Annotated in this window: 11 protein-coding genes; 6 read left to right on the top strand and 5 right to left on the bottom strand. The window is 45.3% G+C overall.

Annotated elements, in window-relative coordinates; translation table 11 throughout:
• Positions 1-62: 62 nt before the first annotated feature.
• A complete protein-coding gene (locus tag L1D55_RS15125) occupies positions 63-1,490 on the top strand; it encodes an NAD-dependent succinate-semialdehyde dehydrogenase (protein WP_239918011.1) in 1,428 nt (475 codons plus the stop codon).
• A 156-nt stretch (positions 1,491-1,646) separates the two neighbouring features.
• Here L1D55_RS15125 and L1D55_RS15120 read toward each other — a convergent pair whose 3' ends face one another.
• Both L1D55_RS15120 and L1D55_RS15115 read right to left on the bottom strand, forming a co-directional pair.
• Positions 1,647-3,830 (bottom strand): malate synthase G, encoded by a 2,184-nt coding sequence (locus L1D55_RS15120; RefSeq protein ID WP_239918010.1) that lies wholly within the window; start codon positions 3,828-3,830, stop codon positions 1,647-1,649.
• A 118-nt stretch (positions 3,831-3,948) separates the two neighbouring features.
• A complete protein-coding gene (locus L1D55_RS15115; RefSeq protein WP_008215742.1) occupies positions 3,949-4,902 on the bottom strand; it encodes a LysR family transcriptional regulator in 954 nt (317 codons plus the stop codon).
• Positions 4,903-5,031: 129 nt separating this feature from the next.
• Between L1D55_RS15115 and L1D55_RS15110 the strand changes: the two genes are divergently transcribed.
• The gene (locus tag L1D55_RS15110; RefSeq protein WP_102425310.1) at positions 5,032-6,630 is read left to right on the top strand and encodes an isocitrate lyase; all 1,599 of its coding nucleotides are present in this window, start codon (positions 5,032-5,034) and stop codon (positions 6,628-6,630) included.
• 234 nt (positions 6,631-6,864) lie between these two features.
• Positions 6,865-7,461 carry a hypothetical protein gene (locus L1D55_RS15105; RefSeq protein ID WP_239918009.1) on the top strand — a complete coding sequence of 199 codons (597 nt, stop codon included), beginning with the start codon at positions 6,865-6,867 and terminating at the stop codon, positions 7,459-7,461.
• 102 nt (positions 7,462-7,563) lie between these two features.
• Here L1D55_RS15105 and L1D55_RS15100 read toward each other — a convergent pair whose 3' ends face one another.
• Together L1D55_RS15100 and L1D55_RS15095 are read right to left on the bottom strand one after the other, a co-directional pair.
• Positions 7,564-7,956, bottom strand: a complete 393-nt coding sequence (locus L1D55_RS15100) for a cystatin domain-containing protein (protein WP_239918008.1) — start codon at positions 7,954-7,956, stop codon at positions 7,564-7,566.
• A gap of 205 nt (positions 7,957-8,161) precedes the next feature.
• Entirely contained in the window at positions 8,162-10,591 is a 2,430-nt protein-coding gene (locus tag L1D55_RS15095; protein ID WP_239918007.1) for a M9 family metallopeptidase, read from the bottom strand.
• Between the two features lie 420 nt (positions 10,592-11,011).
• On the opposite strand from L1D55_RS15095, the gene L1D55_RS15090 reads away from it, so the two are divergent.
• Together L1D55_RS15090 and L1D55_RS15085 are read left to right on the top strand one after the other, a co-directional pair.
• On the top strand, positions 11,012-12,229 hold the full coding sequence (locus L1D55_RS15090; protein ID WP_239918006.1) for an acyl-homoserine-lactone synthase: 1,218 nt from the start codon (positions 11,012-11,014) through the stop codon (positions 12,227-12,229).
• Positions 12,222-14,843: a hybrid sensor histidine kinase/response regulator gene (locus L1D55_RS15085; RefSeq protein ID WP_239918005.1), complete on the top strand. Its 2,622-nt coding sequence runs from the start codon at positions 12,222-12,224 to the stop codon at positions 14,841-14,843. Before L1D55_RS15090 ends, L1D55_RS15085 begins: the two co-directional genes overlap by 8 nt.
• Positions 14,844-14,958: 115 nt before the next feature.
• Here L1D55_RS15085 and L1D55_RS15080 read toward each other — a convergent pair whose 3' ends face one another.
• A complete protein-coding gene (locus L1D55_RS15080) occupies positions 14,959-16,260 on the bottom strand; it encodes a serine hydrolase (RefSeq protein WP_239918004.1) in 1,302 nt (433 codons plus the stop codon).
• 104 nt (positions 16,261-16,364) lie between these two features.
• Between L1D55_RS15080 and L1D55_RS15075 the strand changes: the two genes are divergently transcribed.
• The gene (locus tag L1D55_RS15075; RefSeq protein WP_239918003.1) at positions 16,365-17,273 is read left to right on the top strand and encodes a LysR family transcriptional regulator; all 909 of its coding nucleotides are present in this window, start codon (positions 16,365-16,367) and stop codon (positions 17,271-17,273) included.
• Position 17,274: the final 1 nt, after the last annotated feature.

Genomic DNA, 17,274 nt, shown 5'->3' with positions numbered 1-17,274 from the left:
GACAGCGGTAAGTTCACTCACTAGGTCAACATGTGTTAAGTAATCATCAATAAGGAACCACAATGCTCAAAATCAACAACAAGCAATTACTCTCTTTTATGGTGACAGAAGCAGATAGCGCGGTTACGGTCACCAATCCAGCAACCGGTGAGCTCATTGGCTATGCGCCAATCTCTACCGAGGTGGAGCTAGATAACGCTATCAAGCGTGCAAATATCGCACAGAAAGAGTGGGCAAAAGTTCCAGCCAAAACTCGCGCTGCGCTACTGAATAATTGGTATAAGTTGATCCTTGAAAACAAAGATGATCTTGCTCGCTTGATGACCATGGAACAAGGTAAACCGTTGGCAGAAGCCACTGGCGAAGTGGTTTACGGAGCAAGCTTTATTGAGTGGTTCGCCGAAGAAGCCAAGCGCACCTACGGCGATTCGATCCCAAGTACTGCGGCAGATAAACGCCTAGTCACCATCAAACAACCGATTGGGTTAGCCTGTGCCATCACGCCATGGAACTTTCCCGTGGCGATGATCACGCGTAAAGCAGCGCCTGCATTGGCGGCTGGCTGTAGTTTTATTGTGAAACCTTCTGACGAGACACCACTTTCTGCGTTTGCGGTCGTTAAACTGGCTTACCAAGCTGGAATCCCTGAAGACCTTATTCAAGTGGTTTTAGGTACTAGTCCGGAACAAATCGGCGAACTGTTTACCTCTCATCCATTAATCAAAAAGATCTCATTTACCGGCTCTACCCGTGTTGGCAGCATCTTGATGGCGCAAGCCGCCAAAGGCATCAAACGTACTTCAATGGAGCTTGGCGGCAACGCACCCTTTATTGTGTTTGATGACGCAGACATCGATGCTGCCGTACAAGGTGCAATGGCATCTAAGTTCCGAAATGCAGGGCAAACCTGTGTTTGTGCTAACAGATTCTATATCCACAGCAAGGTACACGATGAATTTGTGGCTAAGTTCGACCAAGCAGTACAACAGCTTAAGGTCGGAAATGGCTTAGATGAAGGCGTCAATATTGGCCCAGTCATCAGTGAAAGAGCGAAGCAAAATATCCAAAGCTTAATTGACCGAGCGATTGAGCAAGGTGCACAGCCAGTGACACCAACTCAATTACTCGATGGCCAGTTTATTCAACCCGTCATTCTTAAAGACGTGAAACATGACATGGACATAATTCAACAAGAGATCTTTGGTCCTGTCGCTCCAGTTATCAAGTTCGACAGCGATGAAGAACTCATCGAGATGGCGAACGATACCATTTATGGTTTAGCGTCTTACTTCTACAGCCAGAATATTCACCGTGTATGGAAGGTCGCAGAAGCGCTTGAATACGGTATGGTTGGCATCAATGACGGCTTGATCTCTACTGAAGTAGCACCGTTTGGTGGGGTGAAACAGTCGGGCACTGGTCGTGAAGGGGCAAAAGAAGGCATCGATGAGTACATGGATATTAAGTATCTATGCTTCGGTGGAAATTAAGGCTTCGGTGGAACTAGGCTTTTCTCCTCGCTCCTCAACCCCTCTGAAACGAAAACAAAAAAAAGCCGCGCTATATTGCGCGGCACCTTGGGCTCGGTTAAAGGGGGTTACTTTTATCGTTGTTATTCTTTTCTTTCTTATTATCCGGTTGTTTTGCTACTTAAGTGATTTCAGCTTCAAGCGCATAGCGTGGAGTACTGGCTCGGTATAACCGCTTGGCTGAGCACAGCCTTCAAACACCAACTGACACGCTGCAGAAAACGCAATGCTGTTTTCAAAGTTAGGCGCCATATTCTGGTAGCTTGGATCCCCAGCGTTTTGCTCATCAACAACAGCAGCCATGCGCTTCATCGTTTTCATAACTTGGGCTTCATCGCAAATGCCATGGCGTAACCAGTTTGCAATGTGCTGGCTCGAAATACGCAGTGTGGCACGGTCTTCCATGAGTCCTACGTTATTAATATCAGGAACTTTCGAACAACCAACACCTTGGTCAATCCAACGCACTACGTAACCTAAAATGCCTTGCGTGTTGTTATCCAATTCATTTTGAATATCTTGTGCAGTCAGCTTTTGATTACCCAGTAGAGGAATAGTAAGGATATCGTCAACGTTTGCTCTCACACGCTCGCGCAGCTCTTTTTGGCGACTCGGCACACTAACCTTGTGGTAGTGCAATGCGTGCAAAGTAGCAGCGGTTGGCGAAGGAACCCAAGCGGTATTAGCACCCGCTTGTGGGTGACCAATTTTGGCATCCATCATCTTTGCCATGTTGTCTGGTTCTGGCCACATACCCTTACCAATTTGGGCTTTACCTTGCAGGCCACAAGCTAAGCCCAGATCAACGTTTTGATCTTCGTAAGCGCCAATCCATGTCATGGTTTTAAGTTGTGCTTTAGGAGCAAATGGACCCGCTTCCATACTCGTATGAATCTCGTCACCCGTTCGGTCCAAGAAACCTGTGTTGATGAACACAACACGATCTTTAGCGGCGCGAATACACTCTTTTAAGTTCACAGAGGTGCGGCGCTCTTCATCCATAATGCCGACTTTAATAGTAAAGCGATCAAGACCTAATGCATCTTCAATGCGACCAAAAAGCTCATTGGTAAATGCCACTTCTTCAGGGCCGTGCATCTTAGGTTTTACGATATTGATGCTGTTAGCGGTCGAGTTTTGGTAAGCACTGTTACCTTTCAAATCGTGCATAGCGATCAGTGAAGTAATCATGCCATCCATGATGCCTTCAGGGACTTCATTTCCTTCATCATCAATGATCGCAGGGTTCGTCATTAAATGACCAACATTACGAACAAACAACATGCTTCGACCTTTAAGCGAGATCTCACCACCCGTTACGCTGGTGTATTGGCGATCTGGATTCAGGCTACGAACAATAGTTTTGCCATTTTTTTCTAGCGACTCTTGTAGGTCACCTTTCATCAAGCCTAACCAATTGCGGTAAGCCAATGCCTTATCTTCACCATCTACGGCGGCTACTGAGTCTTCGCAATCCATAATGGTAGTCAGTGCTGATTCCACAAGCACATCTTTAATACCGGCTGCATCCACGCTGCCGATTGGCGCACTAGGATCGATTTGAATTTCGATATGAAGGTTATTGTGTTTAAGCAGGATACAAGACGGCGCACTAGCGTCACCTTGATAACCAATAAATTGATTGCGGTCGATTAGCGTGACTTCTTCGCCGTTATCGAGAGTCGCCGTAAGCGTGTTGCCGATGCTCACATTGCTGATGCTGTATTTGGTCACGTCTTTATGAGAAACGCCATTGAGCGGTGCGGCATCATCAAGGAAACCACGAGCATAACTCACCACTTTGGCACCACGTACCGGGTTAAAGCTACCGCCTTTCTCTGCGCCATCACTCTCGCTGATCACGTCTGTGCCGTAGAGCGCATCATATAGACTGCCCCAGCGCGCGTTTGCTGCGTTAAGTGCAAATCGCGCGTTCGTGATTGGCACCACAAGCTGCGGCCCAGCTTGCGTTGCGATTTCAGGCTCAACATTGGCAGTCGTTACTTGGAAGTCATCGCCTTCAGGTACTAGGTAGCCGATCTGCTGTAGGAACTGTTTATATTCTGCAGCATCCAGTGTTTGACCAGCACGCTCTTGGTGCCACACATCGATTTGATGTTGGAGATCTTCACGCTTGATAAGCAATGCACGATTCTTTGGTGCCAGATCTTTGAGTATGGTTGCAAATGACTGCCAGAAGTCTTCTGCAAGAATACCCGTGCCAGGGATGATCTGTTCATTAACTAGTTGGTAGAGGGTGCTATCTATGTTCAAGCTTCCCTGTTGAATACGACTGCTCATAAAATCTCTCTCAAGTTAATCACTGACTACTCACTTAAATTTACGTAACTGACGAAAATTTAGCTAATTTATGCCACTTATAATGGACATTCACAAAAGAAATACCCTAAAAATAGGGCTATTCCGTCACACCACTTTCTATTTCATTGGCGACACTTTTGATCAAGCGACGCATCCACTGGTGGTCTGGATTGGTTTGTAACAACGGGCTCCACGCCATCTTCACTTCAAAAGGTTCGATGGCGAAAGGAGCGGGTTTGATCAATAACTTAGGGTTGTTGCGTTGCAGCTGTGCTGCTTTGGTTGGGATGGTAAGGATCAGGTTTTTTTGTTGAGCGAATAGAATCGCTGACAGGTAGTGTCGAGTAAACACAGTAATGTTTCGGGTTTTGCCTATACGCATTAGCGCTTCATCGATCCAACCTAGTTTCTGCGCTTCACTTGGGTTAATCCCGACCCCCGTACCCATACCGGTTTTGCTCACCCAAATGTGTTGCGCTTTTAAGTAAGAAAGAATATCGAAATTGTCAGCTATCGGATTGTCGCAGCTAAATAAGCAAGAGAAGCCGTCGTGCCAAAGGCTCATCTGGTGAAAAGACTGAGGAATATCGTCGAAGCGGTTAATGATGATATCAACGGTACCCTGCTCTACATCCTGATAACTCACGTCACTTGGCGTCATAATATCTAGGCGTATTTTCGGCGCTATCTCACTCAACCTTTTTAATAACGGCTGGATAATGGTGGATTCAGCATAGTCACTCGCCATGATACGAAATACGCGCTCACTGTCTTCTGCGTTAAATTCCGTCGTCGGTTGCAAGGTCTTTTCTACATTCGCCAAGATGTTGCGAATCAAAGGTTGCAACTTTTGCGCGCGCTCGGTTGGCACCATTCCTTCACTTGTTCTGACCAGCAACGGATCCTCAAGTAGGTCGCGTAATCGGCGCAGTCCATTACTCATTGCAGGCTGAGTAATCCCCAACTGATTCGCTGCTCGCGTAACGTTTCTTTCACGTAGCAACATGTCTAAATACACAAGTAAATTAAGGTCTATACGAGCAATATTCATATAAAAAATACCGAATATAATAACTATAAATTAACAAAATTATCACATGTGTGATTATTCTTTGTCCATAGCAAAGTTTTAATCCAAGCCAAGTTGGCAACCATACCCACGTGAAACTAAGGAATAGTTATGTCGCAAATTACACAAGATATCGAAATGATAGAAGTTGCAAAAAGCGCTGCAGGTGCTCCATGGGATGCAATCGATGCTGAATCTGCTGCTCGTATGAGAGCTCAAAACAAATTCAAAACAGGTCTAGATATCGCACAATACACGGCAGATATCATGCGTGCGGATATGGAGGCTTACGATAAAGACAGCTCTCAATACACTCAGTCTCTAGGTTGCTGGCACGGTTTTATCGGCCAACAAAAGCTGATTTCTATTAAGAAGCACTTTGATGGTAAAACAGATCGCCGCTACCTATACCTTTCTGGTTGGATGGTTGCAGCACTTCGTTCAGAGTTCGGTCCACTACCAGACCAATCAATGCACGAGAAAACATCAGTTGCAGCGCTAGTTGAAGAGCTATACACCTTCCTTCGCCAAGCAGATGCACGTGAACTAGGCGGTCTATTCCGTGAACTAGACGCAGCTCGTGAAGCGGGTGATGTTGACCTACAAGATCGCATCCAAGACCAAATTGACAACCACGTAACACACGTAGTGCCAATTATCGCGGATATCGATGCTGGTTTCGGTAACGCAGAAGCGACTTACCTAATGGCTAAGCAAATGATTGAAGCTGGTGCTTGTTGTCTACAAATCGAGAACCAAGTTGCCGATGAGAAGCAATGTGGTCACCAAGACGGCAAAGTAACCGTACCTCACGCTGATTTCCACGCGAAACTTCGTGCACTTCGTTACGCTTTCCTTGAGCTAGGCATCGACAACGGCATCATCGTTGCTCGTACCGATTCACAAGGTGCTGGCCTAACAAAAGAAATCGCAGTAGTGAAAGAGCCGGGCGACCAAGGTGACATCTACAACTCTTACCTAGATGTTGAAGAGATCGATGTAGCGGACATGAAACAAGGCGACGTTTGCTTCAACCGTGAAGGCAAGCTGGTACGTCCTAAGCGTCTACCATCTGGCTTGTACCAATTCCGTCAAGGTACTGGTGAAGACCGCTGTGTATTTGACTGTATTGAAGCAATCAACGCGGGTGCTGACCTACTTTGGATTGAAACAGAGAAGCCTCATATCGGTCAGATCAAAGAGATGATGGATGGCGTTCGTGAAGTACACCCTAATGCAAAACTGGTATACAACAACTCTCCATCGTTCAACTGGACACTAAACTTCCGTCAACAAGCATACGATGCGATGGTTGAAGCTGGTGAAGACGTTTCTGCATACGACCGTGCTAACCTAATGAGCGCTGAGTACGATGAATCTGAACTATCTCAGCGTGCTGACGACAAGATCCGTACGTTCCAAGCAGATGCTTCTCGTGAAGCGGGTATCTTCCACCACTTGATTACTCTGCCTACTTACCACACTGCAGCGCTGTCTACTGACAACCTTGCTAAAGAGTACTTCGGTGACCAAGGCATGTTGGGCTACGTTGCTAACGTTCAACGTAAAGAGATCCGCCAAGGTATCGCATGTGTTAAACACCAAAACATGTCTGGTTCAGATATGGGTGATGACCACAAAGAGTACTTCGCGGGTGAAAACGCACTAAAAGCAGCCGGTGAACTCAATACATCGAACCAATTTGATTAATCGCTAGCACTTTTTTGATTAGTCACTAAAACTAAAGCCTCCCCCGCCCTTCTCTCTTACTTCGGTAAGATCCGGGGGAAGGCTTTGAGATAAAGCTTGTACTGCCGGCTTTATCTCAAAGTCTCAGATTTGTGTCCTAACCCACGGCCAAGTGAGCAACTTCGGTTTAAGCTAACTGTATTCATGTTTTATGAGATTCCTGTTTGTTGAAATTTCTTTTGATTGAGAGCGCCTATGACTTCAATACCTAAACACCTACAAGATGCAAAAACACTGCTATCAGAAAACGGTTTCGCAACAGGTGATACTTGGTATCACGGAACCTCTTCAGCATTAATCGCTTCCATTAAAGGCCAAGGGCTAAAACGCTCGGGCGATAAAGCACTCAACCAAGCCGCCGTAAAAACCATGGCAACCATCGGCAATAACTACACAGAATCTGTCGAGCCGGTCTTCCTAACTCAGAGCAAAGAGCTTGCGTACTACTGGGCACAACAAACAGTGAGAGAGCGCAGCGTTCGTTTCGAAGGTGAAGAGCAGCCTGTCGTATTAGAGGTGAATTTATCTGAAAAGCAACGCGCTAAAGTAAGACCAGACGTTGGCGCAATGAGCTTACTGATGATGAGTGTTGGTGAACAGTTCATGGCGCACCTCGCTAAGGTTTACCAAGAGAACGACATTGCAGGCCCAGATATCGATCTTCGTACTGCAGACCGCATGGATTACCTGAACAAACTGGGCATGGCGTACATCGATGAAGACATCAGCCGAGCTTGCGTTGTGGAGTTATCCGAAAGCGAAGCATCAGAACCTGAATTATCTGAGGCGTAATAAACCGTTACTAGCTCGAGATAAAGCACTAACCAGAATAAAAATGGCTCCCAGTCGGGAGCCATTTTTGTGTGAGATATTATGTTCGATATCTAATTGAGGCTATTGGCACAACCTGCCTTGCTGGGCGGCCTGAACCATTTCGATATCGCCTTGTAGAGAGCGGTATACGATCGTATTCCACACTTCACCATTATCCATTTCAAACTCAATCGCGTAGTTCAAACCAGCCACAACTTGAGTTCGAACACTCAAAATCTGTTTAAGCTTTGCAGACGTGTTCATTTGACTAAGCACGGCGTCTAACGCTTGCTCTGCTTGTGGTGTGACTTCACTTTTCGACCAACCACCTGTTAGGTTTTTAGTACTACAGATCGGATTCTTATTCTCTTGTGATTGAGTCATCACTTCACCATTCTGACTGCATCCAGCCAGAGCAACCACGCCAACTAAAGTCGCTACTCCAAGTAGTGATGTTAATCGTGCTTTCTTCATAAATCCTCACTAAATAAATCATTCAGTTTTAACAAGTGACCACACCGTTATCTCGGTGTTTCATATGCTTACAAGCTTAAACCGCCAATGTCATCACTTAATCAGAGATTCTGGTGTAACGACTCTATAAACACAGAAAACTGTCAGAAAACAAAGCCGAGTGTCCATACTCGGCTTGTTATTTCACCTAATCGAGATATGTGCCTTAATGAAAATAGACCAACATCTCGACATCATCACCTTGCTGCTCTGCACTTAACAAGAAATGTAAGTACCCTTCCTCAGTCACTGGTATTTGTAGATACTCATTGCTGCCACGATAATCCGACGCATAGTCATGCTGCCCAGCGGTTGGCCAATATGCACGGCTCGCAAACAGGTCAACATTACCTTGTTCTGTTGAACCACTGTTTTGATCAGTTAGCCATACGCGAACCTCTCGTACCCCCTCTGGAACATAAACGGCAGCGTAACGTTGTTGATGAACCGTAAACAGATGAGCTTTACTTGATTCTAATACCACAGGTGTTAGGTCATCTTGCTCCGGAGAGGGTGGAACGGGTTGCTCTGTTTCCAACGATGCAAGCAGCTTCACGCCGTTGAATTCAGTTCGTCCCGTAACACTCATGTAGTAACGACCGGGCTTAATATATCCCGTCGCCTCTGGCTCAAATAACACCATCTCATTGCTGCCACTGCCATACTGGCTGAACTCAAAGTCATAGTAATGCGCAGCGCGGTTGTAACTCATATAGAGATCTACATCCCCCTGAGTTTGTCCTTCAATTGATACCTCAAAATGGGTCGTGTTCTCAGGCACGTCAACGTAGAACAGCTGCTCAGTGTACGCTTCACCGCTTAACAGCACGCTTTGGTTAGCGACAAGAACCTTGATTTGCTCGCTTGGTTCTGTCGGCTCAGTTGGCTCTCCGGGTTCTGGCTTATCTTCAATCGTTACCGTATCTAACCAACGCTCAAACTCACCATCGTACTGCTGGCCAAGCACCTTAACCTGCTTTGCCCAATCAGCGAACTGACCAGAGCGAGACAGCGCCAGTAAGCTTTGCACTTCATTAGGATGCTCTTCTAGCATAAAGCGAGTCGCTAAATACCCCCATCGGTAAATACGATTCGAATCATGAGAGTAAGTGGTCGCAAACACATCCGATAGGCGCATCTTGCCACTATCAATTAAGCGAATTGCAGCATCGTAGCCTTGCTTGTAGTGCATGTATTCAGCGAAGCCTTCTAACCACCACACTACATAACCATGAGCCAAGTTATCATTAAATGAACCATGTAGATTGAAGCGTGCATCTAGGTAATGCGTGTATTCATGCTCAAAATTCAGAATGGAGAGCTCATCCCCATTGTCGTAACGGTAAGCCACGAAACGCGCTACATTATCCAAGTCGGCCGGATTGCCTTCTAAGTACTGACCACCGTTATCTGTCGTATTGCCAAACAGGAATGAAGAGTAGTCAACATAACTGCCTTTGCTACCAAATACCGCGATCTCAACATTATGATTGTTGTCGTCAGCCACTGGTTGCTGCCCAGTATTGGCCACTTGATGGAAGTCTGCCTCTTTTACCGCCAATACATCACATGCCTTTACAGCTTGTGACTCGGTTAAATTTTGAGAGCGAAGAATAGCAGGACCTTGGCACTCGTAGCGGTTAGGTAAGATACGTCGAGCAACGTCGCGTTTCGCCTGTTCAAGATCGAGCCCGTTCAAACCCTCTGGTGCAAAGTATCCCAGCATTTCTACGGCCGCTAGCCACAGTTTGTCGTGCTCACTGCCCAATGGATTTTGCGCCATCACATCTTGCATCACCTGCAACGCTTTATCTTTAGTCGCTTTATCTGGGCTTGCTAGCAACCTTCCAGTCTCGCGCACCGCGTTATAAACCAGAAAACTTGCGTCAGTATCCAAAGCCCAGCGATTGTCGCGAGCAAACGTCGCTAGTGTATCTATATGCTGAGTGTTGTTTGCTAGGTAATCGTAGAAATCATCTCGAGCGGCATGGCCGGCCATCGCTCGAAATAGATTATTGAGCCCATCGACCCACTGTGTGTCTTGCGCCGTTTCACGGTTGAAGTGGCTAAGTGCCGCAAGTTGTGCATCCATAGTGAGTGAAAGCTGCTTCACGTTGTCGACCATTAAAGTCAGGCTCTTCATCGCACCGACTTGTTCTCGCCCTTGGTTTAGCGAATTAGGATTAGCAAGAAATGCATTGGTTGAGTGTGCAAAGCGCTCACTCAAAGCCTCTGAAAAATCTTCTTCTCGCGCGTTATAACGAACGTAATAAGCTGCACGTACAAATTCACCTAAGTTTTCAAGTTTACGTGCTTGCTCAGATTCACCTCGGTAACGGGCTATCTCTAAGTTCAGTAGATTACTAATTTGGATCAGGCTGTTTTCGCTGTAGATATTGGATAACGAACTTTTTGATGCAGAGAACCAAGAGCTATAACAACTGTTGTCGGCTAGTGAAACCGCATGAGCGAGATCAGGTGACAATTGAAGTTCAGACACCTCACATTGGCTTTGAGCAAAAGAGAAAGTAGATGCACTAGAAAGTAAGCAAGCGAGCGCCAAGCGATGACGTGGAAATAAACGAGTATGAAGCATAATTATATTTGTTAATTGTATATTTGGCTCGTCGTTATATTCCCTACAATTATGAAGGTGAATTTAGTTGCGTATTAATTATGAGATTGCTTCAAAAAATAGATATTTAGTATCAGTTTATAAAACCAAAGGTTTATGCTCACTAGCTACATGTTAGGCTAGGCGTATGAATTGCTCCTAAGTTATTGAGAAAAAACTAATTTAGCACTTCATAAACTAGAAAAAGTTCGGTTGTTAAGAAAATACGCAAGTAGTAGACTTGCGCTCGATTATGCAACTTGTTTTCATTTCATAGACACAAGCAACGTTATTTATACACAACGAAAATAACGTTAGTTCAAGGCTTACATAATATAAGTGTCAGGAAATAAGTGCAGATCGAATAAAAATAATTATATAAACCTAGGCTAGGTTCACACCATGAAATTACTGTCGTCTTTAGACTCGCTGTTGGCTAGCGATGAGTCTATCGAAATAAAGCAACATATATTGATAGATCTCGTAATCAATACTTATCAGCCACAACAACGCACAACTCTTTTCCAAACCGTTACTGACTATCGACGAAACCTCCTTGAGTCTTTGTTCCCGGAGCATCAAAACAAAAGCCTATCTGTGTTATTTGAGTTGATGGACTATCGCGATCTCATTCAGCGATACCCAAGCACTTTGGCCCCTGAATTGGTTTTGCTAGAGAAGGCTGCAAGCCAATGCTATATGTCATGGTTAGACTTTTGGTGTGAATCTGAGATTGCCGCAATAAAGGAAAAATCTCCGCTTGGCGATAGCCCGATCTCACCGATGGATCTGCCGATCCAAGATTGTTCGTATTATGGTGCGATCATTGAACATATCGAAGCTGACCCACTCATGGTACAGACGCCATGTCATCCACAAGCCATGCCTATCAATGATGCGATTGCTTTAAGTAATCTAGAGATCTTCATAAAGGGTGAAAAATGGTATGAGATGCTGCCTTTATTGCACCTTTCGCAATCGGGTAAACACTTTGTCTTACTCAAGCACCCTGTCGATGAGCCCTTCCCAACACTAGTCTCTTCCGCACTCATTCAAGATTGGTCGAAGAATGAAACCTGGTTAAGCTACGCGCCACCGTTCAGTAATGAACACTGGCAATACTGCTTACCTGAGCATGGCTACCAACAACTTTCAGAATTGCAGCTTTTCACGCCATCGACACTGTCAAAGTGTTACTCTCTGCCAGAATTTGATAGTACATTCCAGTTACAATTGTCCGATGCACAGGCTATATGTGAAGTGTTGCGACTTACCGTCAGTGGTAATACTCAACAAAAACTCTATTTCCTCTACCTTGCTCAAAAAGAGCTGATGAGCGTTCTACATCAAGTAGGCTATAAAGTTGGCTTCACCATTATCGAGCAACCTTTCATGCTTCAGTTTTATCAATCTATCGACTCAAGAGCCTATTTCCACTCTGGTTTTTGCGAGTTGAATGCAGACGGCACTACCATCTATCGTGGTTTTTGGAATTTCGAAAGGATGGTCAACGAATTCAATGACACCGATTTTCGTCGCTACAAACAGGCAGTGCGTAGCAGCCGAAAGCTGAGATCGACAAAAACACCAAGTTCAGTAAAAAAGAATGAACATGTTTGATTTCGGTTTAGAGGCGATTGTTTATGCCAAAGCGATAACGCTTCTCGCGACCGTTGCGGTCGTTGTGATGTGGTTACTCTACTATTGCTACTGTCTCAAGCAGAAAGGGAAAAACATTGCAGGGACACACCACGTTCCCTACATCGCCTATTCTGTCTGTATTGTTGCTTGGATTAGCAGCAATGCCTACTTCCATACCGATTTACTGCCAGAGCTCGGGTCTTCAGCAGCGGTATTCGCAGCTAAATTTGCCAACCTAGCCTCATGCTTTGCCTTTGCTTTTGCCTACTACTTCTCGTGCCAGCTTGCGGCTGAACAACGTAATGGCAAGGTACACCTATGGCAACAAGCCATCTTCGTCAGCTTTAGCGTCTATTCCTTTTTTATCAACCTTAGCCCGAACTTAACTGTTGAAGACGTCACCATTTTTGGTCCAAGTCTGTTTGTCATCGAGTTCGGCCCGCATACGCCTTACTTCTTCACCGGAATGATCAGCTTAGTGGTGTTAACCCTTTGCAACCTGGTAGCGATGCGTGCCAACAGCAGCAAACTGGTACTCGCCAAAACCAGCTATATGATCGCTGGTATCTTGGTATTCATGCTGTCTACTGCAACCATCCACCTCGGCATGACGTACTTCTTGAGAGACTTCTCACTGACTTGGTTACCACCAGCACTATCAATCAGTGAAATGCTGTTTGTAGGCTACGCGCTTTTAACCTCTCGCTTCTACAGCGTGAAATATCTTGCTTACATGAGCCTTAATGCGTTGTTAGTCTGCGCGATACTGGTAATACCGTTCGGCGCGATATTCATCCCTCTGACCGACGATAATCAGTGGCTAATCGCAATCCCAATCTGCGCGATGATTGGCATCACATGGCACGTACTCTACAAGCGTGTCAGCCGCTATGCCTCTTTCTTTGTTTACGGAAACAAGAAAACCCCAGTACAGCAAATACTGGCTTTAGAAGAAGACTTTAAGCTGTCGATTGATGATGCGATGCGCCGTTTAGGTCAGCTGTTGCAAATCCCTGAAGACAAACTTCGCCTTGTTAATAGCAACTACAACGAAACCTTCTACGAAGACTATCTTTCAACAAACAAGTCAGTTCTAGTCTTCGATGAGTTATCGCAAGAACTTGATTACACAGCGCCTTCCAAACTTTCGCTCAAAGCGCTATATGACAAGATGAGTTCGAACAATACCGCCTTAGTTATGCCACTGTTTGGGCAAGGAAAGTCGGTCACTCATTTACTGGTATCGTCGCACAAGAGCAACGATCAAATGTTCTCTAACGAAGAGATCTCGGCGCTGCAAACCCTGCTTACTCGCGTTCAAAGTACCATCGAAGCCGATAGACGCATCCGCCAAAGTCGAGCGCTCGCCAACTCTATTGCTCATGAAATGCGTAACCCGCTTGCCCAAGTTCAGCTGCATTTTGAGATCTTGAAGCAGCACATCGAAAACCAAGCACCAGCAAAACAGATCCACCTGGATATTGAGAATGGGCAAGCCGCTATTCAACGTGGACGACAGTTGATTGATATTATCCTAAGAGAAGTTAGCGACAGCTCGTCTGAGCAAGGTCCTATCCTGATGACCTCGATTCACAAAGCCGTGGATCAGGCCGTCAGCCACTACGGTTTTGAAAACGAGAAGATCATCGAGCGAATTCGCTTGCCGCAACATGCTGACTTTGTTGCCAAGCTAAACGAAACCTTATTCAATTTCGTGATTTTCAATCTGATCCGCAATGCGATTTATTACTTTGATTCGTACCCGGATAGTCAAATTGAAATCAGCACCCAGATCGGTTCTTACGAAAATGTTCTAATCTTCCGAGATACTGGGCCAGGTATCGACGAAACCATTACACATAAGATCTTCGACGACTTCTTCTCTTATCAGAAAAGCGGTGGTAGTGGCTTAGGATTGGGCTATTGCCAACGTGTTATGCGTTCATTTGGTGGCAGAGTTGAGTGCAAATCGAAGCTTGGGGAATTTACTGAATTCCACCTGTACTTCCCAGTAGTACCTAATGCGCCAAAAGCAGATGCCCTACGCACACCCTATTTCAACGACTGGAAGCAAGGCCAAGTCGATGTCGAAGAGACTAGCGAAGAGACCAGTGAAGCAACCCCGCAAGCTCACAGCACCCAAACGGAAGAACACAGCACGGGCTCAGTGGCAACACAAGTGACAACCAACGGGATAGCGCCAACCGTGCTCATCGTTGATGATAAAGAGGTGCAACGTACCCTTGTTCAGATGTATCTAAGCAGACTGGGCGTAAACAGCCTGCAAGCTAAAAATGGGGAAAATGCCGTCGAGCTGTTTAGAACAAACCAAGTCGATTTGATTCTCATGGACGTACAAATGCCAGTCATGAACGGTTTTGACGCCAGCCAGATCATCAAGGCTCGTTCAACTAACACACCAATCATTGCGCTTTCTGGTGAGTCGGGGCAACGTGAGTTAGACATGATTAACCAATTGATGGATGGTCGGTTAGAGAAACCAACATCACTAGACGCACTTCAGGTTGTGCTCGACAAATGGCTATACAAAAACACGGCAACAGAGGCTTCCAAAGAAGCGGAAAGTGAATAGCTAGTAGCAAATTATTGGTGGCTGATAAGCGCATCAATAGTTAATCAAAAATCCCCTCAAGAGTTTATTTTGAGGGGATTTTCAGTTTAGGCAGTCGTACTTTTAAAGTACTAGGCTATAGAGACTTAGCTAACGACTCAAAAGCCTCCACTCTCACTTTTGACTCTTCACGCGCTGCATTCGAAGCGCTTTCTGCTGAAGAGAAGGTTGCGATAACGACATTCTTGTCCTGGTTGATATACAAGAACTGACCAAAAACCCCACGATATGTTGCAATGTTTTTGTCTGAATCGTGTACCCAGAGGAAGTTTTTGTAACCCTCTAAGTGCGAATCAAAAACTTGAGTATCAGTATCTTTGTAGACACTGTTCATCATGTGTCGATTTTCTTCCGGCGTAATATTGAAGCTGTCTTTGACCCACTTTTCTGAGAATACTTGTTGGCCGTTGTATTCGCCATTGTTGACCATAGCTAGCCCAACACGTGCAAAGTCTCTTAGCGTAGTATTGAAACCACCAGTTGCGACTGGATTGTAGTTCATGTCCGTTATGAAGAAGGCATCATGCTCTGTGCCGAGTTTGCTCCAAATATTGTCAGCAATAAATTGGTCAAGCGTTTGACCGGACACGCGAGCGATAACCCACCCGATGACATCAACGTTCGGGCTGTGGTACTCAAACTTGTCATTCACCGCTAAATTTTCATTCTGTTCAAACATTGCAGAGAAGCTCAGCAAGTCACGAGGCTTATCTGTCTTTGTTGGATCAAGTGCCAGTAAGTCATACGCCGGAATAAAGCCTAATCGTCGGAAATATTCGAAATGCACATCACCCGGAGCCATGTTTACATAATCTTCGCTGTAATCAATCGCAGAGGTCATGTTCAGTAAAGTTCGTAGGGTCTGCTCACCGAAGTGTGTTCCTTTGAGCTCTTCGATGTATGTGCTGACCTTTTTTTCAACATCAACCTTGCCTTGCTCAGCCAACAAACCTAAAGCTTGGCCAATCAAAGATTTGGTGCTTGAAGCCCACATGTGGTGATCTCTCGCAGTGAAGTCACCAAAGTACTCTTCATGCAGTATCTTTCCGTCTTGAATAATAATGTAGCCATCGGTGTGATCATTAATCATCGCATCACGAAAAGTTAGCTCTTCTCCGGCATAGGTAAATTTGTGTTGAGCGACTTCCGCATTCAATACTTGTGGGATCTCGTTGATCGCACCATCTCGAGAAACCATAACCGTGGGATGGATTCCCATGTTCTGGAAAGCCCACTTATTGAATGGCGCATGCGTCCAGTTCTCCAGCGTGACTTGCTCATTCGCTTTTGCTGGCACTGTAGACATAGGCTTGATCTCCGCCATCACGGTTGTCGAAAATAAGCCTGCAGTGATCAATGAAATAATCGACTTTCTCATCTGAAATCTCCGTTAACAATCTTATGTGTACGGATGTAGAGTACTTTGCTAAGTTCAAACATATAAATCCAAAATGTACGCTCAAACAGTACAAGGCTAATCAAATGATGATTTCGAATGAACAGGTTGCATGCTTCACCAGTGTCTATGAGCTCCAAAGCTACAGTGCTGCGAGCAAAAAATTGAATAAGGCTCGTTCTACCGTGCGAGAGAGAATCAATGCGTTAGAAGATTTGATGGGAATGGAACTGTTTTGCATCGAAGGCAAAAAGGCGGTTGCTACAGACATTGCTCATCGTCTGTACCCAAGAGCACGGTTACTGGCGAGACAATCATTAGAGTTCGAAAACATAGCCTTATCTGCTTACAAAGGCGAGCTCAACAACATTACCGTTTATCACGATAGCTCGATCCCTTGTCAGCTGTTGCTTAGCATTGAATCTGAGATCAAGTCTCTTCACCCTCACATGCTTATCAACTGGCTGCAAAGAGATAGAAACCACTGTTTACAGCAGATAGAAGACGGAGATGCCCTGTTTGCCATTATGCCGGGGATGGGTAACTTACACCCGAATGCGGGTATCGGTAATATCAACCTTGGATCTTTTCAGCTGAGCCTGTTCACGTCCGTTCACTCTAACATTCCCAACCGAACGATTTCGATTGCTGAACTGGCCACCTTTCGTCAATTAATCACTGAGAATGACATTGCAAACGAGCTTAGGCATACCAAGATCAGTAGCGAGTTTGAAGTGGTCACATCACAAAGCCTACTCATTGAAAAGTTAAAGCAAGACGGGTGGGTTGTGTCTCCTCGGGAAAACCTAACCCAATACATAAAAAGTGGTGAGGTACGTGAAATCGAGCTCCAAGAAGCGCCAAATATGATTCAGCAAGATTGCATTATGTTTTACAACTTATCTTCTAAAGCGTCCGAACAAGAATCGAAAATAATCGAAGTGGCCGCTAACGTGGTTAAAAACCAAGCACTCCATGAAACGCAATCATTCTAAT

This window comes from Vibrio sp. Isolate22 (assembly GCF_022398115.1).
Taxonomy (GTDB): Bacteria; Pseudomonadota; Gammaproteobacteria; order Enterobacterales; family Vibrionaceae; genus Vibrio.
The sequence above is the reverse complement of the archived record's forward strand: the minus strand, read 5'-3'. Positions and strand labels throughout refer to the sequence as shown.

Bases quoted from the DNA above. Each gene is read 5' to 3' on its own strand.
- L1D55_RS15125 (WP_239918011.1), top strand. From the start codon at position 63: ATGCTCAAAATCAACAACAAGCAATTACTCTCTTTTATGGTGACAGAA.
- L1D55_RS15120 (WP_239918010.1), bottom strand. From the start codon at position 3,830: ATGAGCAGTCGTATTCAACAGGGAAGCTTGAACATAGATAGCACCCTC.
- L1D55_RS15115 (WP_008215742.1), bottom strand. From the start codon at position 4,902: ATGAATATTGCTCGTATAGACCTTAATTTACTTGTGTATTTAGACATG.
- L1D55_RS15110 (WP_102425310.1), top strand. From the start codon at position 5,032: ATGTCGCAAATTACACAAGATATCGAAATGATAGAAGTTGCAAAAAGC.
- L1D55_RS15105 (WP_239918009.1), top strand. From the start codon at position 6,865: ATGACTTCAATACCTAAACACCTACAAGATGCAAAAACACTGCTATCA.
- L1D55_RS15100 (WP_239918008.1), bottom strand. From the start codon at position 7,956: ATGAAGAAAGCACGATTAACATCACTACTTGGAGTAGCGACTTTAGTT.
- L1D55_RS15095 (WP_239918007.1), bottom strand. From the start codon at position 10,591: ATGCTTCATACTCGTTTATTTCCACGTCATCGCTTGGCGCTCGCTTGC.
- L1D55_RS15090 (WP_239918006.1), top strand. From the start codon at position 11,012: ATGAAATTACTGTCGTCTTTAGACTCGCTGTTGGCTAGCGATGAGTCT.
- L1D55_RS15085 (WP_239918005.1), top strand. From the start codon at position 12,222: ATGTTTGATTTCGGTTTAGAGGCGATTGTTTATGCCAAAGCGATAACG.
- L1D55_RS15080 (WP_239918004.1), bottom strand. From the start codon at position 16,260: ATGAGAAAGTCGATTATTTCATTGATCACTGCAGGCTTATTTTCGACA.
- L1D55_RS15075 (WP_239918003.1), top strand. From the start codon at position 16,365: ATGATGATTTCGAATGAACAGGTTGCATGCTTCACCAGTGTCTATGAG.